This is a genomic window from Amycolatopsis sp. CA-230715 (genome assembly GCF_018736145.1).
Classification (GTDB): Bacteria; Actinomycetota; Actinomycetes; order Mycobacteriales; family Pseudonocardiaceae; genus Amycolatopsis.
This window is the reverse complement of the sequence record NZ_CP059997.1, coordinates 5,680,530-5,707,005: the sequence shown is the minus strand read 5'-3', so window position 1 is coordinate 5,707,005 and position 26,476 is coordinate 5,680,530. Positions and strand designations below refer to the sequence as shown.

Sequence of the window (26,476 nt, the reverse complement as noted above, 5' to 3'; positions counted from 1 at the left end):
GCGCGGAGAGGATGGCTGTGGAAGGGAGACCAGGATGATTTTGGTGACCGGAGCCTCGGGCAAAGTCGGGGCCGAGGCGGTACGGCTGCTCGCCGAGGGGCAGCACGCGACGCGGGCACTGGTTCGCGACTCTTCGCGTGCGCCGCGTGGCGCCACAGAGGTGGCGGTGGCCGATCTCGACCGCCCGGAGACGCTGGACGAACCGCTGACGGGGGTGGACACGGTGGTGCTGATCAGCCCGTCGGTCCCGGAGCAGGAAATCGCCGTGATCGACAGCGCCGTGCGGCACGGCGTGACCCACATCGTGAAGATCACGAACCACAAAGCCACGGCGGACTCCCCGGTCGGCAGGCGCCGAGATCACGCCCGTGTCGAGGCGCATCTCCGCGCGACCGGAATGCGCCACACCCTGCTCGCGCCGAACTTCTTCCTGCAGAACCTGCTCGCGATCGCTCCGACGGTCAAGGAGTCGCACGGCTTCACCATGTCCACTGGCGACGGGCGGATCGGCATGGTCGACGCCAGGGACGTCGCGGCGACCGCGGCCACGATCGCGGCGTCGCCCGCACCGCACGCGGGCCACACTTACCTGCTGACCGGGCCGGAGCTGGTCACCTACGACGACGTGGCGGCCGCGCTCGGCGCGGCGCTCGGCCGGGAGATCGAGTACCGCAGGATCTCCCCCGGCGCGCACCGCGACGTGATGATCCGCGCGGGTGTTCCCGAACCGGTCGCCACCTCGAACGCGCAGGTGTTCGGCCTCCTCGCCGATGGTGACGCCGAGTGGCTTTCCGGCGATGTCGAACGGATCACCGGGAAGGCCCCGCGCAGCCTGCGCACCTTCGTCGAGGATCACCTCGCCGCGTTCGCCTGAGGCACTTACCTGGCGGGCCAGAAACGGCGCCACGCATCGGCTTCCAGGGTCGCCGGGTCCAGTCCGGCGGCCCGCGCGGCGTCTTCGGCCGCCCGCACCTCGCGTGCGAACCGCTTCGCGACGGCGCGCAGTTCGCCTTCCGGGTCCACCCCGCCCCGGCGCGCGCCCGCCGCGATCCGGAAGAGCTGCTCGGCGGGGTCGGTTCCGGCGGGGAACAGGTCGAGCGGGATGCCAGCCCGGCCGCTGCGCTGCCCGAGCTTCCCGGCGAGCGCGACCGCGGGCTGACCGAGCGCGACGCCGTCCACAATGGACTTACGGCGTTTTTCGGCCTGCTTCAGCTCTTCCCACTTCAGTTCCTGGTGCGCCGCGGTCCGCACCGCGTCGCCACTGCCGAACACGGTCGGGTGCCTGCCGACGAGCTTGTCGACCAGGTCGCCAGCCACCTCGTCGATGCCGAACGGCTCTTCGCCGTGCTCGGCCGCGACCCTGGCGTGGAACAGCACCTGCAGCAGCACGTCGCCGAGCTCCTCGCGCAGCGCGGCGCGATCGTTTTCTTCAATGGCCTCAAGGAGTTCGTAGGTTTCCTCGACGAGGTACTGGCGCAACGAGTCGTGCGTCTGCACCGCGTCCCACGGGCAGCCGCCTGGCGAGCGCAAAACGTCCATCACCTCGGCCGCCCGCACCAGCGGCGGCACCTCGGCTTTGAAGACGCGCGCGCCTTCCCGCGCGAGCGCGTCGGCCCCGGGGTCGTCGCTACGCGCGGCGATGAGCGCGACGGTCCGCTGCCGCGCCTGCGCGAGCAGTTCACCCGGTTCCGGCGCGGGTTTGCAGTCGAGCGCCGCGCGAACGGTCTCGGGCAGATCGGGTGCCGCGTACACCTCGGCGGCGCGCAGCCACGGCCACGCGGCCACCGGCAACCCACCCCCGGAGACCAGTACGACGACGCCGTTGGTCACGAGCTGCTGGACTTCGGGGTCAGCACCTTGCCCGCGACCGAGGCCTCCGCGGCCGGACCCGCCTGCATGTTCACCGCGTCCCACTCGCCGTAGCGCGGGTTGAGCTTGATGCCGGTGGCCAGCGCGGTCGGCCGCAGCAGGTACTTGCTGTACTGGATGAGCTGGTCCGGCTGGAACTTCGTCGGGTCGAGGTCGGGCGGGAGCGCCACCATGTCCCGCTTCTTGATCACGATCACCTGGTACGGACCACCGGCGGACTGCTGCTCGGACTGCTGCGCGTTCGACGGCGTGAACAGCACCGAGCCGGGCTCCGCGAACAACGCGAGCGACTGCGGGGTGTTGTTGCTGACGGCCTCGTTCAGCGACGGCGGCTCGCCACCCGCGGCCGCCTGCTGCATGAGCGCGGTGGCCTGCTGCGGTTCGCGGGCGATCCGGTCGGCGAGGTCGCGTGCCTTCGCCGGGTCCTGCAACTGCAGCCTGTCGACGGTCAGGCTGACGCGGCCGATGTACTTCGCGCTCAGCTCGGCAAGCAGCATGCGGTGGCGCGCGGCGTCCTGCGGCGCGAACGCCTTGTCCACGGTCTGCTCGACACCGGCCGCCGGATCGTCGGAGCCCTGGGTCTGCGGCGACTCCGGGGACGGCAGGTACTTGTCGAGGTTCCGCTCGTCGACGCGCAGCCCTTCGGCCTGCGCCGCCTTGTCCACCAGCTTGTACAGCACCTCGCGGCTCACGATCGCGCGCGAGACGAGGTCCAGCTTGCGCTGCTGCTGGAGCTGCTGGGTGAACTTGTCGGTCTTGATCAACGTGTCGAGCTTCGACTGCACGCCGTCGAGCGCGATGGACTGACCGTCGACGATCGCGGCGGCGCCCACCTGGCTCGGTCCGCTGCCGCACGCGGCGAGCAGGAGAGAGGAAGCAGCGACAGCCACCAGCGCGCCAGGGCGCCTCATGATCCGCATCACAAGGCCAAGCCTCTCACAGCCCCTGGCGCCGGACGCAACACCATGCGGGCAAACCCGGGTCAGAAGATCCAGGTCTGGCTCGTCACCGGCTTGCCGACGTCGACGCCCATCACCACCCGGTCGCTGCCGTACGGTCCGTCGGCGTAGCGGTTGTCCTGCGGCGAATAGAGGGCGCGGATGCCGGGCTCGAGTTCGGAGACCCGCCACCGCTCCTCGGTGAGGTTCAGCCCGCACGGCTGGGTCATGGTCGGATAGCCGGCGTACGGGCTGGCCGAGGCCATGCTCAGGCAGAAGTTCCCGGTGGTGGTGACGTGGTACAGACCATCGCCGATCGGCTCCAGCAGCCACCGCTGCTTCTCGCTCCCGATGTCGCACGGCCGCAGGTACACACCGGACACGTAGTCGGTGTAGTCGACGGTGGCGCACTGGTGCGTAGCCGCGTTCTTCAGCTGCCTGCCCGGCATCGCCTCGGCGGTGCCTGCGGACACCACCGCCAGCGCGGACACCGACGCCAGCGCGCCGGCCAGAATCCCCTTCACCCGCATCGGGCGACCTCCTTCTGCTCCGTGGTCGCCACCCATGATCATCGCGGATCCGCTTGGTGCGCAGGGGCTTTCGTTCGTACGAAAGGGCAAATGCGGCCGTACCGTGGACGAGTGGATCCCTGGCTGTCGATCGAGGTCACGCTCGGCCCTTGAGCCGGACCGCATGCCCTGAAGGCCACCATGACGGCACTGAGCGCCCCAAATGTTCCCTTCGCACGGGGCGGCTGCGGGCATCGTCGCGTGGCCGATGCCGTGAAGGTGGCCTTCACGGCATTGAGTGCCGTGAAGGCCACCTTCAGAGCATCCCGACCGGGGCCCCGGAAAAAAGTTCGAGGGGTGTGTCCACGAAGCGGGGTGGCTGTTCGTAGTGATGGTGTAGGCAGCAGAGAGCCAGACAAAAGCGGAGGATCCGACCATGAAGTACATGCTCCTGATCACCAGCGCCCCGACCGGTTCCGAGCAGGCGGGCAGCGGGTGCACGCCCGAGGACTGGCAGGTCTACGACAAGGAGGTCAAGGACGCGGGGATCTTCGTGACCGGGCATTCGCTCGCCGATCTCACCACCGCGACCACGGTCCGCGTCGGCCCCGACGGCGAGCGGTCGATCACCACCGACGGGCCGTTCGCCGAGACCCGCGAGGTCCTCGGCGGCTACTACGTGATCGACGTGCCCGATCTCGACGTCGCGCTCGACTGGGCGGCCCGCTGCCCCGGCTCGCGCGACGGCGGGTCGATCGTGGTGCGCCCGATCGCCGACTTCGACTGACCGGGCAACCAGAAATGGACGAGCGCGTCGCGGGCGAGGTGGAAGCGATCTTCCGCGAAGAACGCGGAAGGCTGCTGGCGTCGTTGGTGCGCCGCTTCGGCGACCTCGATCTCGCTGAGGAGGTCACTTCGGACGCGATCGAGGCGGCCGTGGCGCGCTGGCCGGTCGACGGCATCCCGCCCAAACCCGGCGCCTGGCTGTTGACCACGGCCCGCCGCCGCGCCGTCGACAAACTGCGCAGGGACAAGGCGTATGCCGCCAAACTGGCGGTCCTGCAGGTGGACGCCGAGCGGGCCGCACCCGCCGCGGACACCGGGGACGAACTGCCGGACGACCGGCTCCAGCTCTTCTTCACCTGTGCGCATCCCGCACTTCCCGCCGAGGACCGCACGGCGTTGACGCTGCGCTGCCTCGCCGGGTTGACCACGCCCGAGGTCGCGCGGGCGTTCCTGGTGCCCTCGGCGACGATGGCGAAGCGGATCGTGCGGGCCAAGAAGAAGATCAAGGAAGCCAGGATCCCGTTCCGCGTGCCCGGCGCGGACGAGCTGCCGCACCGCCTTCCCGGCGTGCTGCAGGTGCTCTACTCGATCTTCACCGAGGGGTACGCGGCCACGCGCCTCGACCTCGCGGAGGAAGCGATCCGGCTGGCGAGGATCCTGCACCGGCTGCTGCCGCGCGAGCGCGAAGTCACCGGCCTGCTCGCGTTGATGCTGCTGGTGCACGCCCGCCGCGACGCGCGCACCGGCGGCGACGGCGAACTGGTCCTGCTCGACGACCAGGACCGCGGCCGCTGGGACCGTCCGATGATCGAGGAAGGCTTGGCGCTGGCGCCGCTCGCGCTCGGCGGCACGCCGGGCCCGTACGGCGTGCAGGCCGCGATCGCCGCGCTGCACGACGAGGCCGCCGACGTGGCGACCACCGACTGGCCGCAGATCGTCGCGCTCTACGACGTGCTGCGCGCGCTCATCCCGTCGCCGGTCGTCGAGCTGAACCGGGCGGCGGCGATCGCACTGCGCGACGGCCCGCCCGCCGGGCTGGCACTGCTCGACGACCTCGACGAACCGCGCCTGCGCGACTACCACCCGTACCACGCCGCGCGCGCGGACCTGCTTTCCCGGCTGGGCCGCCATTCCGAGTCGGCCGACGCCTACCGGCGAGCGCTCGACCTCGCCGGCACCGAACCCGAACGCGAGCTCCTGCGCCGCAGGCTCGCCACCGAACAGGAGCACTGAACCATGACCGACAAGGCCACCATCCTCAGCTGGCTCGAAGCCGAACGCCTCAGCATCGCCGATCTCCTCGAAGACCTCAGCGACACCGAATGGGAAACCCGCTCGCTCTGTCCGGAGTGGACGATCGGGCAGGTCGCCGCGCACATCACGACGTCCACACGCGACACTCTGTTCGGGACGGTCCGCGACGTCATCAAGGCGCGCGGCAACTGGGACCGTATGAACGCCACCGTCGCGATCGAACGCGCCGCGAAGTTCTCGCGGGAGGAGCTGATCGCGCAGATCCGCGAAACCGCGGGATCGGCGCGCCGGGCGCCCGGCGCCGCGGTGATCGACCCGCTGGTGGACATGCTCGTGCACGGCCAGGACATCGCCCGCCCGCTCGGCCGCGCCAGGACCATGCCGCTACCGCAGACCGCCGCGGCGCTCGCGCACGTCGCGAAGAGCCCGTTCTACGGCGCGCGCAAGCGTTTCCGCGGGATCAAGCTGGTCGCCACGGACGTGGACTGGACCTCCGGCACCGGCGAGGAGGAGATCCGCGGTACCGCGAGCGATCTACTGCTGGTCGCCACCGGCCGGACCGCAGGACTGGCCGGACTCTCGGGTTCCGGCGCCGAACGCGTGGCCGCCGCGCTGTGAACGACCGCCTCGCCCGAGCGTGGACGGACGCCGCCGAAGGTTACGAAGCCTACTTCGTCCCCCGGTTCGCGCCGTGGGTGAGCGATGCCGTGAACGCGCTGCGCGATCTCCCCGACGGCCCGATCCTGGTGCCCTGCTGCGGAACTTTTCCGGAACTGGCAGGACTTTCGGCACGGTTCCCCGGCCGCGAGCTGGTGGGCATCGACCTCTCGGCTGGCATGGTCCGGCTGGCCGCGGAACGCGCGGCGGGCCGGGCGAACGTGACCGTCGTCGAAGGCGATGCCGCCACCCTTGCTCCACAGTGGACGGAAAGCTGCGCCGCGGTGGTGTCGGTGTTCGGGCTCCAACAGCTCCCCGATCCCGCCGCGGCGCTGCGGTCCTGGACGGGCGCGCTGCGGCACGGCGGGCGGCTTTCGGTGGTGTACTGGCCGGGACAGGTCGAGCGGGACGGCCCGTTCGCCCGCATGGCCGCGCTAGTCCGCGCCCGCGTCGGCGCCTCCGATCGCACCTGGGAAGACGCGGTCCGCGCGCAGGCCGACCACGACGAGTTCCTCGAACACCCGATGTCCCACGAAGACGCGGCCACGTTCTTCGACGCCTACACCCGATCCGGCCCACTGCGCGCGCTCGCCGCCGCACGCGGTGACGCGTTCATCGCGGACCTGCGGACCGAGTTCCTGCGCGACGCACCACCCGGCGAATGGACACACCACCCACGAGCCCGACACCTCTTGCTACACAAGGAAATCACGCCGCCGACGTGACTACACGGTTCTCCAACCAGGAGCGGTAGCGGCGAAGGGCACGGCGCTGCAGCACGGTTTCCTTGAGGAGGGCGAGTTTCGGGTCGGCACCCGGTCGGGTCGCCTTTCCCTTGCCGAGCCGCCGCAGCTGGCGGCGCACCCGCGCCATGCCCGCGACCGAAGCCAGTGCCTTGTCCTTGATCCGCACCGGGTCGAGCTCGACCGCGGCTTCGCCGTCGTGCCGCCACTTGCCAGGCAGATCGGGATCCACGGCCAGCGCGCTGCCCATGCCGACGAGGGCGACACCGCTGGCGAGGACCTCTTCGGCGACGGGACGGCGGACGATTCCGCCGGTCAGCATCAGCGGCAGCGGGCTCGTCCGCACGAGTTCTTCGGCGAGGGTGAGGAAGTACGCCTCGCGAGCCAGCGTCCGGTCGTCTGCGGAACGGCCCGACATCGCCGGGCTTTCGTAGCTGCCGCCGGACAGTTCGACCAAATCGACCCCGAGCCCGGCCAGCATCTCGATGACCTTGCCCGCGTCGGCGGCGTCGAACCCGCCGCGCTGGAAATCGGCGGAGTTCAGTTTCACCGCGACCGCGAACGAAGGGGCGACGGCCGCGCGGGTCGCACGCACGACGTCGAGCAGGATGCGCGCGCGGTTTTCGAGCGATCCGCCCCATTCGTCGGTGCGCTTGTTCACCAACGGCGACAGGAACTGCGAGAGCAGATATCCGTGGGCGGCGTGGATTTCGACGCCGTCGAACCCCGCCTGCTCCGCTCGCCGCGCGCTTTCGGCGAACCGCGCCACCGTCGCCGCGATCTGCCCGGCGGTCATTTCGACGGGCCGCGCGAGCCGTTTGCTCTGCTTGCCGACGTCCACCTTGACCGCCGACGGACCCCACGCCACCCCGGGCATGGCGGCCAGCACCTGCCTGCCGGGGTGGTTGAGCTGCATCCACACCCGCGCGCCGCCGCTCTTCGCGGCCAGCGCCCATGCTCGGAACGGTTCCAGCGGCGAATGCTCGTCGAGCACGACTCCCGCGGGGCCGGTGAGCGCTTCGGCGTGGACCATGACATTGCCGGTGATGACGAGCCCGGCGCCGCCGCCGCTCCAGCGGCGGTACAGGCGGTGGAGCCGGTCGCCGGGCAGTTGCCCGTCGCCCGCCATGTTCTCCTCCATGGCCGCTTTGACCAGCCGGTTCTCGATGACCGACCCGTTCGGCAGGGTGAGCGGGGCGAAAAGCGGCGAGGACATCGGATCCCTCCGGTCGATGCGGTATGTTTACGATGCTCACATCACGATAGGAGGCAATGTAAGCGATGTCAACATCGGCGAAGTCCGGTTACCACCACGGCAATCTGCGGGCGAGCCTGCTTTCCGCCGCGATGCGGATGCTCGAACAGGGCGAGCCGTTCTCGCTGCGCGCGGTCGCCCGGCGCGCGGGCGTGTCTCCCACGGCTCCGTACCGCCACTTCGCCGACCGCGAGGCGCTCGAATCAGCCCTGGCCGCCGAAGGGCTCCGCGCCCTCAAGGCCGACCTGACGACGGACCGGACCATGCCGGAATCGGTGTCGGACCTGGCCGATTTCGGTGTCGCCTACGTCAACTTCGCCCTCCGGCGCCCCGCACTGTTCCGGCTGATGTTCGGCGGCGAGTGCGACACGGAGAACGCGGACCGCGTGCGGGCCGCCGCCGAGGTGCACGAACTTCTCGCCGTCGCGGTGACCGGCATGTTCCCTGAGGTCGACGCGTCCCCTCTCGCCACCGCGGGCTGGGCGCTCGTACACGGCCTGGCCTTCCTTCACCTAGACGGGAAGTTCCCGGCCACCTCGCCGGACGACGTGGCGAACCGCGTGCACTCCTCGTTCGAAGCCATCTTCGCGGCCGGGAGCACGTCGAGCCGCCGCCGGAAATGAGCCGGTGTTGACAGTGCTCACATAGCGGGGCTAGCTTGGTGTGAGCACTGCACACATTGAGCGAAGGAGCCGTGCGATGTCACCGTCCCGTGAGGGCACCCGGCCCGGCACGGTCGAGGTGGACCTCGGCGGCCGCCTGGTCACCGTCCCGGAAGGCGGCCTGTACGACCGGTTCCGGATGGACACCGATCTCGACGAGGTCGCCCGCGATCCCCGGGTCAGCGGCGTGGACTTCTTCCGGCGGCTGCCCAAGACCGAGGTCGGTTCGCCGATCGGCCCGACGCGCACGCCGAACTTCTACTACCGCATGTCGTCCGCGCGGCTCACGACGCTCGCCCGCTCCCGCGCGATCCGCGCACGGCTGCCCGAGGAGCTGGCGCCACTGGAAGTGGCGCCGGGGCTCGGACTGGTCTCGGTGATCTTCTTCCGGTACGACGTGTGCGACATCGACTTCTACACCGAGGCCGCCGTCGGCGTCGCCGTCCGGCCCGCGCGCCACAGCGGGCCCGGGTTCGTCGACCTCGTGGCGGCACTGAAGAACGACCACCTCGACTCCTACGTGCTGTCCCTGCCGGTCAGTACCGAAATCGCGCAGGTCCGCGGCCACGACGGCTACGGATTTCCCAAGTGGGTCACCGAAATCGACGTCGACATCGATTCCGGTCGGACGAGCGCGCGCGTCGCCAACGACGACGGTGGCACCGATCTCGCACTGTCGGTCGCGACACCCCCGCAGACCTCCCGCCCCAGCGGAGAACATGTCTCCACGCTGACCTCGTTCACCTCGATCGGCGGCGCATGGCATTCGACGCTGAGCCAGACCAACGTGCTGTCGGCCGGAAGCGCGACGTTCCCGCGCGACGTCGACCTGCAGATCGGCCAGGGGCGCATGGCCGACGACCTGAGGTCGCTCAGGCCGATCAGGACTGTGCGGCTCGACGTCACGACCGAAGGCCAGCTCGCACTGCACATGCCAGTTCCGGTCTCGATCCGGGACCGGGGAACGCGAAGGGAACGGTGATGACTTCAGTCCTGATAGTCCTGTCCGCGGCGGACCACTGGACGCTCAACGACGGCACCGAGCACCCCTCCGGCTTCTGGGCCGAAGAGTTCGTCGTTCCCCACAACCTGTTCACCGGCGCCGGGTGGGACGTCACGCTGGCCACGCCCGGCGGCAAGCCCCCGACCGTCGACCAGCTCAGCCTCGGCCTCTCCGGCGGACTGCCCGGCAAGACCAGGAAGATCCGTGCCGGACTGGAGGAACTGGCACCGGTGCTCGCTACCCCGGCCAATCTGTCCGATGTGGACGAAGCCGACTTCGACGTGGTCTTCTACTCCGGTGGCCACGGCCCGATGGAAGACCTCGCCGTCGACGAAACCTCGGGCGCCCTGCTCACGAAGCGGTTCGCTTCGGGCAAACCGCTGGCACTGCTGTGCCACGCCCCCGCGGCCGCGCTCGCCGCGAAGAACCCCGATGGAAGCTGGCCGTTCGAGGGATACCGGATGACCGGACTGTCCAATCGGGAGGAACGCCTCAACCGGTTCGCCTGGAAAGCCAAGTGGCTGCTCGAAGACCGCCTCAAGGAGAACGGGGCACGCTACTCGGCCGGTCTTCCCCTGCGCCGCCACGTCGTGGTGGACCGCACCCTCTACACCGGACAGAACCCCGCCTCGTCCGCCGCACTGGCCCGCCGGGTGATCGAGGACCAGGGCTAGCCGCTCCCGCGCCGATCTTGCCGTCTCGCCTGAATAGAATGCTAGCATTCTACTAAGCGAGCAAGACGGAGGACGTGATGGGCAAGTGGCGCGGTAATCCCTGGGTGGTGCTCCTGACCCTCAGCCTGGGGTTTTTCATGACCCTGCTGGATCTGACGGCCGTCAACGTCGCCATCCCCAACATGATCGACAGCCTGCACGCCTCGCTCGACGAGATGCTGTGGGTGATCAACATCTACGTCCTCGCGCTCGCCGCGCTGTTGATCACCTCGGGCAGGCTGGGTGACACACGGGGGCCGCGCACGATGTTCATCGGCGGTGTCGCGCTGTTCACGCTGGCGTCCGTGCTGTGCGCGCTCGCGCAGGACCCGGCCCAGCTCATCGGCGCGCGGGTGCTGCAGGGCCTCGGTGCGGCGGCGCTGATGCCGCAGACGATGACGATCATCATCGGCACGTTCCCGCCGGAACGGCGCGGTACGGCGCTCGGCGTGTGGGGCGCGGTCGCGGGCGTGGCCACGATCGCCGGGCCGACGGTCGGCGGGTTGCTGGTCAGCAGTGTCGGCTGGCGGTGGATCTTCCTGGTCAACGTGCCGATCGGCGTGCTCGTGCTCGCGATGGCCGTCGCGCTCGTGCCGGACGTCCGCCACGGTGCGCGCCGCAAGCTGGACCTCGCCGGCGCCGGGATCGCCACCGTTGCGTTGTGCTGCTTGGCTTTCGCGCTCACCGAAGGTGAACGGTACGAGTGGAACGCGATGATCTGGGCGCTGCTCGGCGCGGCGGCGGTGCTGTTCGTCGCGTTCGGACTCCACCAGCGTTCCCGGCAGGGCAGCGAACCGCTGCTGCCGTTTGCACTCTTCCGCGATCGGAACTACGCGGTGATGAGCTTCGTGGCGGCGACCGTCCAGGTCGGCATGATCGGCCTGTTCCTGCCGGTGATGCTCTACCTCCAATCGGTACTGGGTTACAGCGCCATCGAATCGGGGTTGGTGATGGCGCCCGCGATGGTGGTCTCCGCGGTGCTTTCACCGATGGCGGGCCGGATCGCGGATCGCCTCGGCGGCAAGTACGTGCTGATGACCGGGCTGGTGCTGTTCGCGGCCGGGCTGGCGTGGCTCGCGCTGATCGTCGACCCCGGCCGGGTGTGGTGGGAGTTCCAGCCCGCGCTGCTGGTGTCCGGGTTCGGGATCGGCTGCCTGTTCGGCCCGATGATCACGGTCGCGATGTACGGCGTGGACCCGAGGATGGCCGGTGCCGCTTCGGGCGTGCTGAACACGATCCGGCAGATCGGGACGGTTCTCGGCAGCGCCGCTGTCGGCGCGGTGCTGCAGACGAAACTCGCCGACGCACCGCTCGTCGACGCGGTGGGGCCGACGCTCGTGCTCCCCATCGCCGTGCTCACGATCGGCGCCCTGACGTGTTTTTTGGTGCGGCAGAAACGAACCGCCGTACCGGAGGCCGCGTTGAGCCGGTAGTCGCTAATAGTCCCCCCAGTAGTTCTTGGTGGCTGTCGCGACGGCGGCGAAGCCGTGGTCGAGCATTTCCTTTTCGTAGGCGCGGACGGAGTCGAGCATCGGCTCACCGGAAATCAGGTGAGAGACGAGCAGGCCCGCGTCGTGCACCGCGACCCCGGCGCTGACCCCGGCCGGCGCCATCGGATGCGCCGCGTCGCCGACCAGTGTGACCGGCACCGTCGGCCACGGCTCGGGACGCTCGGAGACCTGGACACTCGCGGGCAGGACGTACGCCGGATCGCCGAGCCGGATCAGCGCGCTCACCGACGGATCCCAGTCGGCGAGGGTCTTCCCGGCCAGGTCCAGCAGATCATCGGGATCGCGCTCGAAGAGCCCGGGACCGTAGAACTGGGCCGGGGCGGTGACCGCCCACATGACGTAGTCCTCGGTCGCGGGCAGCCCGAACTCGGCCGGATCGCGACGGAAGCGCTGCGCGGTCAGCGCGAGGCGGCGACCGTCCTGCCCCCGGACACCCAGGAATCCCCGGAGCGCGGCGGGCGGGGCCAGCTCACGAGCGCGCGCGGTGAGCGGCGTGCGGCCGAAGATCAACTGGTCTTCCTTGACGGAGACCGGGAAGTCGGGCACCAGTTGGCGCCGCACACCGGAATTGGCGCCGTCGGTGGCGACCAGCAGATCGCCCTCGGCGGTGGAGCCGTCGGTGAGGAACACCCGCACGGTGCCGTCCGCCAGCAGCTCGTAGCGGGAGAACCCGGCGCCGAACCGCGTCGAGCCCATCAGGCCCCGCAGCATGATCCGGCGCAGGGTGAGCCTGTCGACCGTGATACCGGAGGCGCCGGGCGGCGTCTCGATTTCGGTGAACTCCCGCAGATCCGGCCCGGCGAAGCTGACCCCGCCCTCCGCGATGCACGACGTGGCCACGGCTTGCTCGTACGCCTCGCTGGGCAGCCATTCGCGCAACGCGGCGTCACCGTCGCCGTTGATGTGGATCCGGTAGCCCTGCGCGCGGGCATCGACGGCGGCATCCCGCTCGAAAAGCGTTACCTCGTGGCCGTTTTTCAGCAGCCCGTGAGCGAGGCACGGGCCAGCCAGGCCCGCACCGATGATCAGAACTCGCACCATTTACCCCCTGGATGAGATCGTCTCAGTTGAGACTTTCTCGAATGCTACCATGGCGGCCATGGCTGCTCAACCGGTCGATCCGGCAACGCTCGGACTGCTGCTCTACCGCGCCCACCAGCTCGCCAGGGGGAAGGCCAACGACGCGGCCGCACCCACCGGGCTCGCGCTGCACCACGCGGCAGCACTGTCGGCGATCCAGAGCGGGGCGGTGCGCAGCCAGCGCGAACTGGGCACGGCGATCGGCATCGACAAGTCGACCCTGGTGCGGATGCTCGACGACTTCGAGCGCTGGCACCTGGTGCGGCGGCAGCGCGCGGCGGAAGACCGCCGCGCGTACGAAATCGTGATCACCGAAGAAGGCGAGGAGCGGTTGCGCGAAGCGAACGAGCTTTACCGCGAGGCGATGCGAGAGCTGTTGAAAGTCTTTGACGCCAAGGAACAGCGCCACCTGCACGACCTGCTGGCGCGGTTCGCCGACCAGGAGGGCTGACCGTGGTGCTCAGTCCAGTATGAAGACGAGGTCCAGGCCCTGCCCGGCGATGTCGCGGTAGTAGGCGGCGAGCCGCCGCAGATCCGCGGTGATCCGGGCGAAGGCATCGTCGTCGTCTTCGCTCGGACCGACCTTGTACAGGCAGAGGTCCACCATGTCGGCGACGGAGAACCGCTCACGCGCGGCGGCGAGGTCGAGCGCGTCGATCGTGGCCGCGGCTTCGGCGAGGAATCGCGCGGTGGAGCACCGCAGCGGCACGCCCTGGACACCGCGGGCGTGTTCGGCGAAGGGCTCATCACCCTGGATGATCCGGTACGGCAGCGACCGCTCCCGCTCGGTCCACTCAGCGATCGCGTGGCGGCCAGCGGGGTCAAGGACGTACTCGGCGTGGTCGTGCGAGCGGTTGGGGAAGAGCATCCGCTCGGACGCGAGGCCGTGGGGAAGTTCGCTGGGCGGTATCTGTTCGTCGGCCAGCTCCCACGCGCGCGGGTCCTGGCGGATCCGGCGCAGTGGAGCGGAGTCGAGCCGGACGGGCAAGGCCGAGAGGTCGAAGCCCACCCGGGATCAGCCGAGGTGGGTCAGGAGCAAGCGCCACTGCGCGGCGGGGAAGCCGAGGGTGCCTCCGGTCCGGTCCTTGGTGTCCCGCACCAGGATCGCCTGCCGGTCTCGCCCGACCTCGACACAATCGCCGTTGGTGGTGCTGTAGCTGCTGATGCGCCAGCCGACCTCCACGCAGTTGCCGCCATTGCTGGTGTAACTGCTGGTGCGCCACGCGATGAGGCTGGTCTCAGACATCTTCCTCTCCCGGCGGGTAGAGCTTCATCGCTAGGTTGGCGATGAACTCTCTGGATTGTCCCTCATCGAGAGCCTTGTCGGCCAGGGCCGACAAGATCCGCCGGTAGGCTGATATCTCCACGGGTTCCTCAAGGAACAGACATGAAGTCTCGCTGTCCAGGTAGACCACCGGTTTGAAATCCTGGAACTCCATCAGCTGAAACGGGCCTGCGATGCCGGGGTGCCCGCCGATTGCCGCAGGGACAACCCGGACAGAGATGTTGGGCCGCACCAACAGGCGCAGGATGTGGTGCATCTGCTCTGACATGGTGATCGCTCCGCCGATCGGCAGCTTGAACGCGAACTCATGTATGAAGAACACGAAGCGCAGAGGAGGCTGCCTACTCAGGAGAGCCTGCCTCGCCAACCGAGCCGACACTCGGTCATCAATCTCATCAGGTGGCACATTGCCGGTCTCGGCAGTCAGTGCGCGTGCATACTCGGCAGTCTGGAGCAAGCCGTGGATCACGACAGACTGGAAGTCCCAGATCGACACAGCCCGGTTTTCGTGCTCTACCAAGGTCACAAGCTGTTTCGGTAGGCGTGAGCCGTGTTTCTGGAGCCAGCCGGGGGTGTCCGCTTCCCGGCACAAGGCCAGGAGGCGGGTCTTCTCCTCCGCTGTCGCGCCGCAGACCGCCAGCACCTCGATGACGTCCATCTCCGAGCCGCCGCGTTTGCCGTTCAGCAGGCGCGAGACCCGGCCTTCCGACCACTTCAGCTTGTGCGCCAGCTGCTTCCCGGTGAAGTTCGCGCCCTGCATGGCGGCGCGCAGGCCCTCGCCGAGTTCGCGTCTGCGGATCGTCGGCTCGCGATCATCCATGTGCTCGAAGGTAACCCGGCCGACACCGGAAATGGGGAATTGTCCCTCGAAAAGGGGCATGCGTGCGCAGGGGACAACCAGTTACCTAGAATGCGGAGGTAACCATGACCACGCTTTCCCCGACCGTCGCCGAAGCCTACAAACTACTGCGGACGCAGATCTACGAACACCTCGACACGGCCGAGTTCCTCGCGCTGAAGGACTTCTGGTCCGAGGACGACCACGAGGCCCTTCGTCAGCTCGTTCCCGACTTACTGCAGGTCATCCGTGCCGTGTGGCACCGGCACGAACCCAACTGGACGGGCACCTGCCGCCTCTGCCTTCGCGAATGGCCGTGCGCCACCGCACGGCTCATCCACCGCGAGGTCATGGACCCCGAAAACTATTTCACCCGCATTCACGAGAACGAAGGATAACCGTTCCGGTGTTACCGATTCGCACCACGATCACCTGGTCTTCGCGTCCGCGATCTTTTCGCGGATCCAGTCGGCGATGACGTCCACTCGCGAGGTCCGCTCCGGCCCGGTGTGCGGGCAGGTCGGGCCGCCGCTTTCGAGCGAAACGAGCCTGCTGTCGTTCGGTTGCTGCTCGAAGTAGGGCGCGCCGGAGTCGGTCGGGCACGCGCTGGTGTCCGGCTTCGGCCAGTAGCCGGTGACGTTCGTGACGACGTCCTGCACGTCGTGCACCTTGACGATGCCGAGCCTGAGGTGCTTGGCGGGCCCCGTCGCGTCGGGCGATTCCTGGCCCCAGCCCGCCAGCACGAGGGTTTCGTCCTTGCGCGGGCCCTCCTCGCGCAGCGGGATCGGCTTGATGTCGTCGACCGGCTGGTCCAGCTTGGCGATCGACACGTCGTTCTTCGGCGACTGGTGGACCTCGACGACGGACCGCTCGTGGCCCTTGTCGGTGTCGGCGTCGTCGACGCGGCCGATGATCGCCTTCGTCTTGTACGGGACGGGGCCGCTGACCGGTTTGCGGTTGACGTCGTGGAAGCAGTGGCCCGCGGTGATCACCCACTGCCGGTCGATGAGGGCGCCCGAGCACGCGCTGTCGTACTTGCTGCCGTCCGGCTTCGGGATGTCGGTCATCAGGAACTTGACCGCGAACGGGAAGATGCCGTCGTTGACCTCCACGCCGTTGGCGACCGCGCCCGCGGGCTGCGCCGCGACGACGCCGATCCCGATGGCCGCGGCGGCGACCGCCCCGGCCACCACCTTGGAGCTCGTGCGCCGCATCATCTCGAAAACCTCCACACAATCCATCGCCGTCGAGTCGGAAACTATCCGACCACCGCGCGTGGGGCAGGACAAGATTTCGGTGTCCACGAGGGACAAAAGTGCGGCCACATTGGACTGGACAGGCAATCATCCCGCTTCGGACGCAACCGATGCGCGCGGTAGCCATTCCGACGCGGAGGGTTTCCGCACTGAGTCCACTTCGGACATCGAAGCGCGGATGACCAGCCTGATCAGGCCTTCGAAGCCTTGACGGCCGCGATGAGGGCGTCGAGCTGACCGCGATCCACGGCGGTGGTGAAGATCCCGGCCGCCCGGCGGTCCAGCCGGGGTCCGGCACCGGTCGGTTCGAAGTGCTCGCGAAGTTCTTCGCGACTGCGCGGCGCGGGGCGGCGCAGCGGGGTCGAACGGGTGGACCACGTCGGCCTGTTCCGCGTACAGGTCGGGCAATTCGCCCCCGAGGTCTTCGGCACGGGCGGCAAGTCCGCGTCGACGGAAGAAGTGGCCCGTGGTGCCGAAGTCGGCATCGCCACCGTTTTCCGCCACTTCCCCACCAAGGCGGCACTGGTGGAAGCCGTTCTTTCGCCGCCCTGTTGCGGCGCGCCCAGTTGGCGGGCGCTGTCCGGGACGATGCCGAACTGCCCGAGGTCTACGCCTTGCTGGTTGCCGCATCGCGCGCCGCCACGAACCTCGATGCGGAAGCACGAGGCAGGATGCTCGCCATCGTTTTCGACGGCCTCGTCAGCGGCTGACGGCGTAGTGGAGATGCGTGACTCCGGGTGCGGGGACGGCTTCGATGAGTCGCAAGTGGACGTGCTCGGGCAGTGACGGGAAGAACGGCCTGCCGCCGCCGAGCAGGATCGGCCGCTGGTGGAGGATCACCTCGTCGACGAGCCCGGCGGTCAACGCCGCGGCCGTGACACCACCGCCCATCAGGCCGACGTCCTTGCCGCCCGCGATCTCGCGGGCCGCCGCGATCGCGTCCTCGATTCCCGTGGTGACAAGGGTTTGCCGCTCGGTGATCTCCGGCGCGGGGCGGCTGCTGACGAGGACCAGCTCGGCGTTCGGGTGCGGGCTTCCGCCACCGAAGCGCTCGGAGTCCTCGTAGGTGTTGCGGCCCGCCACGACCGCGCCGACCCGCCCGGCGGCGGCGTCGAAAACGCGGGCGCTGGGCTCGCTCAGCTTGAACCCGCCGAATTCCCGGCTGGGCGTGTCGCCGTCGAAGTACCAGTCGAAGAGCATTCCGCCGTCGCCGAGCCCGTTGCCGGGCCCGGGCTCGCGACCGGTGATGTACCCGTCGACCGACACCGAGTGCGCGCTGATGACCTTGCTCATGTCTTCGTTCCCTTCGTCAGTTCCTTGAAGAGACCGTAACATTTGAAGTTCCCTGAGGGAACCCTGATTGCTAAACTGGTCGCATGCAGCGCACGAACTTCGGCGGGATGGCGTGCTCGATCGCGCGCACGCTCGACGTCATCGGAGAACCGTGGTCGCCGCTGATCCTGCGCGACGTGTGGGCGGGCGCGACCCGGTTCGAGCAGATCCAGGCGGATCTCGGCATCTCGCGCAAGGTCCTGACCGAGCGGCTGAACCACCTCGTGGCCCACGGCGTGCTCGAACGCCAGCCGTACGACCAGCGGCCGCGGTACGAGTACGTGCTGACCGCGAAAGGCGCCGAACTCGTCGACCTGCTCATCGTCATGGTGGGGTGGGGCGACAAATGGCTCGCGGGCGAAGCGGGCCCGCCCGTGCTGTACCGCCATCGGGCGTGCGGCGAGATCAGCCGGGCGGAACTCCGGTGCGCGCACTGCGGGGAACCGATGCACGCGAGCGACATCGACCTGCTGCCGGGGCCCGGGGCGGGGTGAGTCCGGCTTCGCCCGTGGTGCCCGCGGCCGAGAATGTCGTTACGAGGGCCGAATTTGGGGCGCTCAGCGCCGTCAGGGTGGCCTTCGGGGCAGAGAGATCCGCCCCGCGGCCGGGGGAAGTGCGCGGCTACACCGGGGTGGGGGTTTTCGTGAGCTGTGTCAGGACTTTCGCGCACCAGTCCAGCAGGGGCTCGTCGCGGAGTGCTGGCGCGCCCATCCGGCCGCCCGCGGGGCCTTCCGTCGGCTTCGGCACCGAGACCGTGTTCGTCACGGCCTTGTACATCGCCTTCGGGTACAAGCGCTTCAGCCGCACCATCTGCGAATCGGCCAGCGGCAGCGGGGCGAAGCGGATCGTGTTGCCCTGCGTGGAAACCTCGGTGACCCCGGCCGCGCGGCACACGTGCCGGAACGCGGCGACCGACAGCAGCCTGCGCACCGCGGCTGGCGGTTCGCCGTAGCGGTCAACCAGCTCTTCGCGGACGGCCGCCAAGCCCTCGGCATCCGGTGCGGCGGCGATTTTCCGGTACGCCTCAAGGCGAAGCCGTTCGCCGGGCACGTAGTCGTGCGGGATGTGCGCGTCGACGGGGAGGTCCACGCGCACCTCGGCGGGGGCTTCGTCCTCGATCGGCTCCGCGCCCGCGCTGCGGCGGAACACGTCCACCGCCTCGCCGACGAGCCGCACGTACAGGTCGAAGCCGACGCCCGCGATGTGCCCGGACTGCTCGGCGCCGAGGATGTTGCCCGCGCCGCGGATCTCCAGGTCCTTCATCGCCACGGCCATGCCCGCGCCGAGTTCGGTGTTCTGCGCGATCGTGGCGAGCCTGTCGTGCGCGGTCTCGGTGAGCGGCGCCTCCGACGGGTACAGGAAGTACGCGTAGCCGCGCTCCCGCCCGCGGCCGACGCGGCCGCGAAGCTGGTGCAGCTGCGCGAGGCCGAGCAGATCGCCGCGCTCGACGATCAACGTGTTCGCGTTGGAGATGTCGAGCCCGGTCTCGACGATCGTGGTGCACACGAGCACGTCGAACTCGCGCTCCCAGAAGCCCTGGATGATCTTTTCGAGCTTCTCCTCGTTCATCTGGCCGTGCGCGGTGACCACGCGCGCCTCCGGCACCAGCTCGCGGATGCGCTTCGCGGCCTTCTCGATCGAGGAAACCCTGTTGTGCACGTAGAAAACCTGGCCGTCGCGCAGCAGCTCGCGGCGCACCGCGGCGCCGACCTGCTTGTCGTCGTAGCCGCCGACGTAGGTCAGGATCGGGTGCCTGTCCTCCGGCGGTGTGAGGATCGTGGACATCTCGCGGATGCCCGCGAGCGACATCTCCAGCGTCCGCGGGATCGGGGTCGCGGACATGGTCAGCACGTCGACGTGCGTGCGCAGCGCCTTGATGTGCTCCTTGTGCTCGACGCCGAAGCGCTGCTCCTCGTCGACGATCACGAGCCCGAGGTCCTTGTAGCGGATTCCGGTCTGCAGCAAGCGGTGCGTGCCGATCACGATGTCGACGTCGCCGCCCGCGAGGCCCTCCAGCACACCGTCCACTTCGGACTTGTCGGTGAACCGGGACAGGCCCTTGATGGTGACCGGGAAGGACTGCATGCGCTCGGTGAAGGTGCTCAGGTGCTGCTGGGCGAGCAGCGTGGTCGGCACCAGCACGGCGACCTGCTTGCCGTCCTGCACCGCCTTGAACGCCGCGCGCACCGCGATCTCGGTCTTGCCGTAGCCGACGTCGCCGCAGATGACCCTGTCCATCGGGACACCGCGCTGCATATCGGTTTTGACCTCTTCGATCGCGGCGAGCTGATCGTTGGTCTCGGTGAACGGGAAGGCGTCTTCCAGCTCGTTCTGCCACGGCGTGTCCGCGCCGAACGCGTGGCCCGGCGCGGCCTGCCGGGCGGCGTAGAGCTGCACCAGCTCCGCGGCGATCTCCTTGACCGCCTTCTTCGCCTTGGCCTTGGTGTTCTTCCAGTCCGAGCCGCCGAGCTTGTTGAGCGTGGGCAGTTCGCCGCCGACGTACCGGGAAACCTCGTCGAGCTGGTCTGTCGGCACGAAGAGCCGGTCGCCGGGGTGGCCGCGCTTGGACGAGGCGTATTCGAGCAGCAGGTACTCGCGCGTGGCGCCGGCGACCGTGCGCTGCACCATTTCCACGAACCGGCCGATGCCGTGCTGGTCGTGCACCACGTAGTCGCCAGCCTTGAGGGCGAGCGGGTCCACCGCGTTGCGGCGGCGCGACGGCATCTTGGTGTTCAGGTCCTTTGTGGACTGCCCGGTGCTGGCGCCGCGGCCGGTGAGGTCCGATTCGCTGAGCACCACCAGCGCCAGCTCCGGCGCGACGAACCCGTCGGACAGCGCGCCGCAGGTGACCGTGACGACCCCGGGCGCGGGTGCCCCGGTGAGCCCGTCACCGGCGAGTGTCGCGGGCACCTCCGCGCCGGAAAGCTGTTCCACCGCGCGGGCGGCGGTGCCGTGGCCCGCGACCACGAGCACGGCGGCGCCACCGGAGGCGGTGTGCGCGCGCAGGTCCGTGGTGGCGCGCTCCAGCTCGCCCCGGTAGCCGGGCACGGCCTCCACCTTGACCCGGCACACGTCCTCGGCGTCGGTGGTGAGCTGCGAGATCGTCCACCAGGCGCGTTTGGTCTCCCCCGCGTGCTTCGCGACGCTGGCGAGATCCCGGTACGCCGAAGCGCCGAGATCGATGGGCGCCTGCCCGCCGCCCGCGGCCGTGGTCCACGAAGCTTCGAGGAACTCCTGGCCGGTGCGCACCAGGTCGTGCGCGCGGGCGCGGATCTTCTCGGGATCGGCGAGCAGCACGTGCGCGCCCTCGGGCATGGCGTCGGTGAGCAGCTCCAGCTCGCCCTCGCACAGCACCGGGATGAGCGCCTCCATGCCCTCGCACGGGATGCCGTCGGCGAGCTTGGTGAGCATCTCGGCGAGCTGGGCGTCCGCCGCGTGCGCCTCGGCCAGCTCGGCGGCGCGGGCCTTCACGTCGGCGGTGAGTAGCAGCTCGCGGCACGGCGGCGCGCTGACCTCGGAGATCTCGCCCGGCAGCGAGCGCTGGTCGGACACCGCGAAGGCGCGGATCTCGCTGACCTCGTCGCCCCAGAACTCGACCCGGACCGGGTGCTGCGCGGTCGGGCCGAACACGTCGAGGATGCCGCCGCGGACCGCGAACTCGCCGCGCTTCTCGACCATGTCGACGCGGGTGTAGGCCAGCTCGACCAGGCGCTCCAGCACGCCCTCGAACTCCTGCTCCTCGCCGACCTTCAGGTCGATCGGCGCGAGCGAGCCCAGGCCCGGCGCCATCGGCTGGATGAGGCTGCGGACGGTCGAGACGACGACGCGGGGCGGCGCGGCGCTCCGCAGGCTGTGCAGCACTTCCAGGCGCCTGCCGACGGTGTCCGCGCGCGGGGACAGGCGCTCGTGGGGCAGCGTTTCCCAGGACGGGAAGTCGACCACCTGATCGGCGCCGAGCAGGGCGGACAGCGCCGCGGTCAGCTCGTCGGCCTCTCTGCCCGTGGCGGTGACGGCGAGGACCGGCCTGCCCTGTTCGCCTGCTTTGTCTGCGGCCAGCGCGGCCACGACGAGCTGACGGGCCGCGACGGGGCCCTCGATCTCTAGTAGGGGGGCGCCTGCCCGTTCCAGAATCCCGCGCAGGGAGGGTTCGGGCAGCACTGTGTACAGGAGACCGGACAATGGAGCGCTTGTCACTTGACCCAGGGTACGTGGCCGGTCCGACAGTTCTCGCGCGAGCTTGGCGGACCTTCCCGGACGGCTGCGGTGCGGGCTGAAATCGTGGCGCTCAAGTCCCCGAGGGTGGCCTTCAGGAACCGAACGGAGCCCCGTCACCGACCTCGCGGCCCCGCCATCACTGTGGCCTTCGGGGACGGTAAGTACCGCGATTGGCGCGCTCAGGACACCTAAGTCGGGTGTTCAAACAACGCCGCGAACCGGACAATGGGTACCATGCGCCGGATCGCGATCTGCCTCGCCACCGCCGTCACCACCCTCGCCGCCACCGCGTGCGCCAGCCAGCTGCCGGAGAACCCGGTACCGCGTACACCGCAGGCGGCGAAGCTCGCCGTCACCGAGGTCACGAACACGCTCGCGCACGGCTGGGACGTCGGGTTCCTGCCGGGCGGGAAGCTGCTGGTGACCCAGCGCCCCGGCAAGCTCGCGCTCATCTCGGGCACGACCGTCACCCAGCCCGCTGCCGATTTCTCCGACGTGTTCGTCCGCGGTGAAAGCGGGCTCATGGGGCTCGTCGTCAAGCCCGATTTCGAGAAGAGCCGCCAGTTCATCACCTGCCAGGCCCACAAGGAGGGCACGAAGGCGGTCGACATCCGGCTGGTGACCTGGAAGCTCAGCGAGGACGAGCGCACCGCCACCAAGGTCGGCGACCTGCTCACCGGGCTGCCGGTCAACCCGGGCGGGCGCCACGGCGGCTGCCGCCCCACGATCGCCGCGGACGGCGCGCTGCTCGTCGGCACCGGCGACACCGCGCGCGCGACCATCGCGCAGGACCGGCACAGCCTCGGCGGCAAGATCCTGCGCATCGACGTCAACACCGGGAAACCGTTGCCGGACAACCCGTTCATCTCCTCGACGAACCCGAACGAGCAGCGGATCTACAGCTACGGCCACCGGAACACCCAGGGCGTCGCGCTGCGGCCGGGCACCGGGCAGGTGTTCACCACCGAGCACGGCCCCGACGTCGACGACGAGCTGAACCCGTCGGTCGCGGGCGGCAACTACGGCTGGGACCCGTCGAGGGGCGGCACCACTCCCGACGGCTACGACGAAAGCGTCCCGATGACCGACACGACCCGCTTCCCGGACGCCATCCGTCCACTGTGGACGACCGGGAAGATGACCGAGGCGATCTCCGGCGCGGCCTTCCTCACCGGCAAGATCTGGGGCGCGCTGGAGGGCAGGCTCGCGGTCGTCGCGCTCAAGGGGCAGAAGATGCTGCTGTTCTCGCTCGACGCCGCCGGGCAGAAGGTCACCGAGGTGACGGTGCCGCCGGAGCTCAGCGCCTACGGCCGCCTCCGCGCCGCGCGCAGCGGCCCCGACGGCGCCCTGTACGTCACCACGTCCAACGGCACGGGCGACAAACTCCTCCGCGTGACCCCGGCCTGAGCCTCCGGGGGACTCCCCGTGATAGCCACTTTGACGGCGCGCGATGCCGTCAAAGTGGCTATCACGGCATCGCGCCGAAAGTGACGTTCAGGGAATCCAGTGCCCCGAACGTCACTTTTGGGGCACTGGAAAGCGGGTGGTCGAGCATGCGAGGGGTGGATTTGTGGCGTTGAGCGCCCCTAAGGCCACCTTCGGGGCATGCACGGGCGCTGCCCGCACGTGAGCGAGGGCCGAGAAAGTGGCGCTAGGGTCCCCGAAGGTGGCCTTCGGGGATCGATGGAGGACGCCCGTCACCGGCCGTCCCGCCGCGCACCCGACATCACGGTGATCTTCGGGGCGTTCAGGTCCGCGAACGCTATTTCCGCGGGACCTCAACGGATTTCTTCTGGGCGCGGGATTTCCGCGCGGGTGGCCATCACTGCATACCGAGCAAGCAAGCTCAGTTCGCGGTGTGCGCGCCGCCGTTGAGGTGGAGTACCTGGCCGGTGATGTGCCCGGCTTCGGGCGAACCGAGGAAGAACACCAGGCCAGCCACCTCCTCCGGGGTGCCCGCGCGCTTGTTGAACGCGGCGCCGACCCGCGACTGGATCCATTCCTCGGTCACCGTGCCGTGGAAGAACTCCGTGTCCTTGATGACGCCGGGCGCCACGATGTTCGAGCTGATGCCGCGCTCGCCGAGAGCGCGCGCGGTGTCGACGTTCCACGCTTCGAGCGCGGCCTTCGAGGCCCCGTACGAACCGGAGCCCGCCTTCGCCGCGATCGAGCCGATCGTGACGATGCGCGCGTTCTCCGCGAACCGCGGCTTGAGCGCCGCGGTGACCAGCACCGGCGGGTAGACGTTCAGTTCGAGGTTCGCGCGCCACGCGTCGGCGAGGCCCGCGAGATCGCCTTCGGCCGGGGCCTGGCGGATCCGGTCGGTGTTGCCGCCCGCGTTGTTGACCAACACGTCGACCCGTTCCGGCAGGGCGCCGAGCGCGTTCTCCACGGCGGCCGGGTCCGTCGCGTCGAACGCCACGGGCACCGCGCCGAGCAGGGTCGCGGCCTCGGTGAGCACCTGCTCCCGCCGCCCCGTGATGGTGACGCGGTCGCCCGCCTTCACGAACCGTTCCGCCACCGCGTACCCGATCCCGGTCCCGCCGCCGGTGACGACCACTTCGCGCTGCGCCATGAATTCCCCTTTCGCCGCATCGAAAATAAACGATCACACCGGAAAACACGGAAAATGTCCCGCTGGCCGGGCTCAGTCCAGGCGGCGGCGCGGCTTGTGCTCCAGGTGCGAAAGCCCGTTCCAGGCGAGGTTCACCAGGTGCGCGGCCACCTCGTCGCGCTTCGGCTTGCGCGCGTCGAGCCACCACTGCCCGGTCAGCGCGACCATCCCGACCAGTGCCTGCGCGTACAGCGCGGCGAGCTTCTCGTCGTAGCCGCGCGCCGCGAACTGCTGGGCGAGGATGTGCTCGACCTGGCTCGCGATGTCGTTGAGCAGGGTCGAAAAGGTGCCCGTCGAACTCGCCACCGGTGAATCGCGCACCAGGATCCGGAACCCGTCGTGGGAATCCTCGACGTAGCTGAGCAGCGCCACCGCGGCCTGCTCCAGCATCACGCGCGGGTGCCCACCGTGCAAAGTGGACACCATCCGGTCGAGCAGCAGCTGGGTCTCCCGGTCGACGACGACCGCGTAGATCCCTTCCTTGCCCCCGAAGTGCTCGTACACCACGGGTTTCGACACGTTCGCGCGATGCGCGATCTCCTCGATCGAGGTGCCGTCGAAACCCTTTTCCGCGAACAGTTCCCTCGCCACCGTGACGAGCTGCTGCCTGCGTTCGGTCCCGGTCATGCGGACGCGGGCCACCGGTGCGGCTGGACGCACACCGGTGGCCGCTTCACGCTTAGCCCGACGTCTGGCCGCCACGCCTGAGCACAGTAGACCCCCGGCGCTACTTGCTCTCGGTCGCCAGCCTGGCCAGGCGCTGCGGGGTCGGCCAGCGCACCGCGTAGGCCCAGCCGAACTTCTCGAAGATCCAGATCGTGCGCGCGGACAGGTCGATCTGGCCGCGCTGGACACCGTGGCGCGCGGACGTCGGGTCGGCGTGGTGCAGGTTGTGCCACGACTCGCCGAAGGAGAAGATCGCCAGCGGCCAGAAGTTGGCCGACTTGTCGCGTGCCTGGAACGGGCGCTCGCCGATCATGTGGCAGATCGAGTTCACCGACCAGGTCACGTGGTGCAGCACGCAGATGCGCACGAGCCCGGCCCAGAACAGCGCGGTCACGCCGCCCCACAGCGACCACGTGATGAGCCCGCCGAGAATGCCCGGCACCACGATCGACAGCAGCGTCCACAGCCAGAAGAGCTTGTTCACGCGGACGATGTCGGGGTCCTTCAGCAGATCCGGCGCGAAGCGCTCGGCGTTGGTGCGGTCGCGCTCGAACATCCAGCCCATGTGCGCGTGCCAGAAGCCCTTGGCCACCGCGAACGGCGTGGTGCCGAAGGCCCACGGCGAGTGCGGGTCACCGTCGCGGTCGGAAAACGCGTGGTGGCGGCGGTGGTCGGCGACCCAGACGATGACCGGGCCCTGCACGGCGAGGCTGCCCGCGATCGCCAGCGCGATCCGCAGCCAGCGCTTCGCCTTGAACGAACCGTGTGTGAAATAGCGGTGGTAGGACACCGTGATCCCGAGACCGCTGATGCCGTAGAACACGACGAACAGGCCGACGTCGACCCAGCTCAGGCCCCAGCCCCAGGCGAACGGGACCGCGACGAGCAGCGCCACCAGCGGGGCGATCACGCCGAAGTACACCGAAAGCTGCAGCGGGAAGGTGCGCCTACCGCTGATGACGGGCTTGGGCCCCTTGGCTTCGGGGGTCTCACCAGAGCCGGGCGAGCGGTCCAGGGTTGCCGTCATGCACTTCACTTCTTCCTGCGACAGGCTCCCGTAAGGGTGGCCTAACCTACGATGCCGTAAGTTACGGTACCTCAGCTACCCGCCCCTGTGGAGAGCCAAACGTGGGGCACGTCTCCGCAGGTCCGCTGCCCTCGGTGGACCTGCCCCCACGCAGCCCGCCGAATATGACTATCCTGACCAGGCGTGATCCGCCGTGGTGTAATCGGCAGCACCTCAGATTTTGGTTCTGATAGTTCAGGTTCGAATCCTGGCGGCGGAGCAAC

The 26,476-nt window shown here is 69.3% G+C and carries 29 protein-coding genes, 1 tRNA gene and 1 pseudogene; 17 read left to right on the top strand and 14 right to left on the bottom strand.

Translation table 11 applies throughout. The features are described from left to right. Positions 1–34 precede the first annotated feature (34 nt). Entirely contained in the window at positions 35–874 is an 840-nt protein-coding gene (locus HUW46_RS27435) for an NmrA family NAD(P)-binding protein (protein ID WP_215541680.1), read from the top strand. A gap of 5 nt (positions 875–879) precedes the next feature. Here HUW46_RS27435 and HUW46_RS27430 read toward each other — a convergent pair whose 3' ends face one another. The 3 genes from HUW46_RS27430 to HUW46_RS27420 all read right to left on the bottom strand — a co-directional run bounded on the left by HUW46_RS27430 (position 880) and on the right by HUW46_RS27420 (position 3,337). Beyond that, positions 880–1,830 (bottom strand): MazG family protein, encoded by a 951-nt coding sequence (locus HUW46_RS27430; RefSeq protein WP_215541679.1) that lies wholly within the window; start codon positions 1,828–1,830, stop codon positions 880–882. Next, positions 1,827–2,780, bottom strand: a complete 954-nt coding sequence (locus HUW46_RS27425) for a hypothetical protein (RefSeq protein ID WP_215541678.1) — start codon at positions 2,778–2,780, stop codon at positions 1,827–1,829. Before HUW46_RS27425 ends, HUW46_RS27430 begins: the two co-directional genes overlap by 4 nt. Before the next feature lie 71 nt (positions 2,781–2,851). Continuing rightward, positions 2,852–3,337: a ricin-type beta-trefoil lectin domain protein gene (locus HUW46_RS27420; protein ID WP_215541677.1), complete on the bottom strand. Its 486-nt coding sequence runs from the start codon at positions 3,335–3,337 to the stop codon at positions 2,852–2,854. A gap of 415 nt (positions 3,338–3,752) precedes the next feature. On the opposite strand from HUW46_RS27420, the gene HUW46_RS27415 reads away from it, so the two are divergent. Genes HUW46_RS27415 through HUW46_RS27400 form a run of 4 tightly spaced genes read left to right on the top strand, consistent with a single transcriptional unit; the run spans position 3,753 to position 6,738 of the window. Continuing rightward, entirely contained in the window at positions 3,753–4,103 is a 351-nt protein-coding gene (locus tag HUW46_RS27415) for a YciI family protein (protein WP_215541676.1), read from the top strand. A gap of 14 nt (positions 4,104–4,117) precedes the next feature. Next, positions 4,118–5,335 (top strand): RNA polymerase sigma factor, encoded by a 1,218-nt coding sequence (locus HUW46_RS27410; protein ID WP_215541675.1) that lies wholly within the window; start codon positions 4,118–4,120, stop codon positions 5,333–5,335. A 3-nt stretch (positions 5,336–5,338) separates the two neighbouring features. Beyond that, positions 5,339–5,974 (top strand): maleylpyruvate isomerase family mycothiol-dependent enzyme, encoded by a 636-nt coding sequence (locus HUW46_RS27405; protein WP_215541674.1) that lies wholly within the window; start codon positions 5,339–5,341, stop codon positions 5,972–5,974. Beyond that, positions 5,971–6,738 (top strand): class I SAM-dependent methyltransferase, encoded by a 768-nt coding sequence (locus HUW46_RS27400; RefSeq protein WP_215541673.1) that lies wholly within the window; start codon positions 5,971–5,973, stop codon positions 6,736–6,738. Before HUW46_RS27405 ends, HUW46_RS27400 begins: the two co-directional genes overlap by 4 nt. Here HUW46_RS27400 and HUW46_RS27395 read toward each other — a convergent pair. Further along, on the bottom strand, positions 6,722–7,972 hold the full coding sequence (locus HUW46_RS27395; protein ID WP_215541672.1) for an NADH:flavin oxidoreductase/NADH oxidase family protein: 1,251 nt from the start codon (positions 7,970–7,972) through the stop codon (positions 6,722–6,724). The two genes, HUW46_RS27400 and HUW46_RS27395, sit on opposite strands and share 17 nt — an antisense overlap. 65 nt (positions 7,973–8,037) lie before the next feature. On the opposite strand from HUW46_RS27395, the gene HUW46_RS27390 reads away from it, so the two are divergent. The 4 genes from HUW46_RS27390 to HUW46_RS27375 all read left to right on the top strand — a co-directional run bounded on the left by HUW46_RS27390 (position 8,038) and on the right by HUW46_RS27375 (position 11,822). Further along, positions 8,038–8,634, top strand: a complete 597-nt coding sequence (locus tag HUW46_RS27390) for a TetR/AcrR family transcriptional regulator (protein WP_215541671.1) — start codon at positions 8,038–8,040, stop codon at positions 8,632–8,634. A gap of 76 nt (positions 8,635–8,710) precedes the next feature. After that, on the top strand, positions 8,711–9,655 hold the full coding sequence (locus HUW46_RS27385) for an acetoacetate decarboxylase family protein (protein WP_215541670.1): 945 nt from the start codon (positions 8,711–8,713) through the stop codon (positions 9,653–9,655). Next, positions 9,655–10,350, top strand: a complete 696-nt coding sequence (locus HUW46_RS27380) for a type 1 glutamine amidotransferase domain-containing protein (protein ID WP_215541669.1) — start codon at positions 9,655–9,657, stop codon at positions 10,348–10,350. Before HUW46_RS27385 ends, HUW46_RS27380 begins: the two co-directional genes overlap by 1 nt. Positions 10,351–10,427: 77 nt before the next feature. Then, positions 10,428–11,822 carry a DHA2 family efflux MFS transporter permease subunit gene (locus HUW46_RS27375; RefSeq protein ID WP_215541668.1) on the top strand — a complete coding sequence of 465 codons (1,395 nt, stop codon included), beginning with the start codon at positions 10,428–10,430 and terminating at the stop codon, positions 11,820–11,822. Positions 11,823–11,825: 3 nt separating this feature from the next. Here the strand turns inward: HUW46_RS27375 and HUW46_RS27370 are convergent, their stop codons facing one another. Then, positions 11,826–12,941, bottom strand: coding sequence for an FAD-dependent oxidoreductase (locus HUW46_RS27370; RefSeq protein ID WP_215541667.1), 1,116 nt, complete (start codon positions 12,939–12,941; stop codon positions 11,826–11,828). A 58-nt stretch (positions 12,942–12,999) separates the two neighbouring features. On the opposite strand from HUW46_RS27370, the gene HUW46_RS27365 reads away from it, so the two are divergent. Continuing rightward, positions 13,000–13,431 carry a MarR family winged helix-turn-helix transcriptional regulator gene (locus HUW46_RS27365; protein ID WP_215541666.1) on the top strand — a complete coding sequence of 144 codons (432 nt, stop codon included), beginning with the start codon at positions 13,000–13,002 and terminating at the stop codon, positions 13,429–13,431. A gap of 9 nt (positions 13,432–13,440) precedes the next feature. Here HUW46_RS27365 and HUW46_RS27360 read toward each other — a convergent pair whose 3' ends face one another. Genes HUW46_RS27360 through HUW46_RS27350 form a run of 3 tightly spaced genes read right to left on the bottom strand, consistent with a single transcriptional unit; the run spans position 13,441 to position 15,085 of the window. Further along, positions 13,441–13,989: a DUF1877 family protein gene (locus HUW46_RS27360; RefSeq protein WP_215541665.1), complete on the bottom strand. Its 549-nt coding sequence runs from the start codon at positions 13,987–13,989 to the stop codon at positions 13,441–13,443. Positions 13,990–13,995: 6 nt separating this feature from the next. Beyond that, a complete protein-coding gene (locus HUW46_RS27355) occupies positions 13,996–14,226 on the bottom strand; it encodes a DUF397 domain-containing protein (RefSeq protein ID WP_215541664.1) in 231 nt (76 codons plus the stop codon). Next, on the bottom strand, positions 14,219–15,085 hold the full coding sequence (locus tag HUW46_RS27350) for a helix-turn-helix domain-containing protein (RefSeq protein WP_215541663.1): 867 nt from the start codon (positions 15,083–15,085) through the stop codon (positions 14,219–14,221). Before HUW46_RS27350 ends, HUW46_RS27355 begins: the two co-directional genes overlap by 8 nt. Positions 15,086–15,189: 104 nt before the next feature. Here HUW46_RS27350 and HUW46_RS27345 point away from each other — a divergent pair, with 104 nt between their 5' ends. Next, positions 15,190–15,501 (top strand): hypothetical protein, encoded by a 312-nt coding sequence (locus HUW46_RS27345; protein WP_215541662.1) that lies wholly within the window; start codon positions 15,190–15,192, stop codon positions 15,499–15,501. Positions 15,502–15,531: 30 nt separating this feature from the next. Here the strand turns inward: HUW46_RS27345 and HUW46_RS27340 are convergent, their stop codons facing one another. Continuing rightward, entirely contained in the window at positions 15,532–16,320 is a 789-nt protein-coding gene (locus HUW46_RS27340; RefSeq protein WP_331477143.1) for a S1 family peptidase, read from the bottom strand. Between HUW46_RS27340 and HUW46_RS27335 the strand changes: the two genes are divergently transcribed. The 3 genes and pseudogenes from HUW46_RS27335 (at position 16,307) to HUW46_RS48445 (ending at position 17,069) form a co-directional block, all read left to right on the top strand. Then, positions 16,307–16,570, top strand: coding sequence for a hypothetical protein (locus HUW46_RS27335; protein WP_215541661.1), 264 nt, complete (start codon positions 16,307–16,309; stop codon positions 16,568–16,570). The two genes, HUW46_RS27340 and HUW46_RS27335, sit on opposite strands and share 14 nt — an antisense overlap. A 41-nt stretch (positions 16,571–16,611) precedes the next feature. Then, a pseudogene (locus tag HUW46_RS48930) lies at positions 16,612–16,839 on the top strand (hypothetical protein); the annotation flags it as partial. Positions 16,840–16,910: 71 nt separating this feature from the next. Next, entirely contained in the window at positions 16,911–17,069 is a 159-nt protein-coding gene (locus HUW46_RS48445; protein WP_254126727.1) for an SbtR family transcriptional regulator, read from the top strand. Here HUW46_RS48445 and HUW46_RS27325 read toward each other — a convergent pair. Further along, positions 17,059–17,652, bottom strand: a complete 594-nt coding sequence (locus HUW46_RS27325) for a dihydrofolate reductase family protein (protein ID WP_215541660.1) — start codon at positions 17,650–17,652, stop codon at positions 17,059–17,061. The two genes, HUW46_RS48445 and HUW46_RS27325, sit on opposite strands and share 11 nt — an antisense overlap. A gap of 83 nt (positions 17,653–17,735) precedes the next feature. Between HUW46_RS27325 and HUW46_RS27320 the strand changes: the two genes are divergently transcribed. Then, positions 17,736–18,185: a winged helix-turn-helix transcriptional regulator gene (locus tag HUW46_RS27320; RefSeq protein ID WP_215541659.1), complete on the top strand. Its 450-nt coding sequence runs from the start codon at positions 17,736–17,738 to the stop codon at positions 18,183–18,185. Between the two features lie 127 nt (positions 18,186–18,312). On the opposite strand, the gene mfd is transcribed toward HUW46_RS27320, so the two are convergent. Next, positions 18,313–21,870, bottom strand: a complete 3,558-nt coding sequence (gene mfd, locus HUW46_RS27315; protein WP_215550143.1) for a transcription-repair coupling factor — start codon at positions 21,868–21,870, stop codon at positions 18,313–18,315. Positions 21,871–22,140: 270 nt separating this feature from the next. On the opposite strand from mfd, the gene HUW46_RS27310 reads away from it, so the two are divergent. Beyond that, entirely contained in the window at positions 22,141–23,313 is a 1,173-nt protein-coding gene (locus tag HUW46_RS27310; RefSeq protein WP_215541658.1) for a PQQ-dependent sugar dehydrogenase, read from the top strand. A gap of 439 nt (positions 23,314–23,752) precedes the next feature. Here the strand turns inward: HUW46_RS27310 and HUW46_RS27305 are convergent, their stop codons facing one another. The 3 genes from HUW46_RS27305 to HUW46_RS27295 form a co-directional block, all read right to left on the bottom strand. Continuing rightward, positions 23,753–24,481 carry an SDR family NAD(P)-dependent oxidoreductase gene (locus HUW46_RS27305; protein ID WP_215541657.1) on the bottom strand — a complete coding sequence of 243 codons (729 nt, stop codon included), beginning with the start codon at positions 24,479–24,481 and terminating at the stop codon, positions 23,753–23,755. Positions 24,482–24,553: 72 nt separating this feature from the next. After that, positions 24,554–25,147 carry a TetR/AcrR family transcriptional regulator gene (locus HUW46_RS27300; protein WP_215541656.1) on the bottom strand — a complete coding sequence of 198 codons (594 nt, stop codon included), beginning with the start codon at positions 25,145–25,147 and terminating at the stop codon, positions 24,554–24,556. Positions 25,148–25,247: 100 nt separating this feature from the next. Next, positions 25,248–26,213, bottom strand: a complete 966-nt coding sequence (locus HUW46_RS27295) for an acyl-CoA desaturase (protein ID WP_215541655.1) — start codon at positions 26,211–26,213, stop codon at positions 25,248–25,250. 187 nt (positions 26,214–26,400) lie between these two features. On the opposite strand from HUW46_RS27295, the gene HUW46_RS27290 reads away from it, so the two are divergent. Continuing rightward, a tRNA-Gln gene (locus tag HUW46_RS27290) sits at positions 26,401–26,472 on the top strand. The last annotated feature ends 4 nt before the right edge of the window (positions 26,473–26,476 follow it).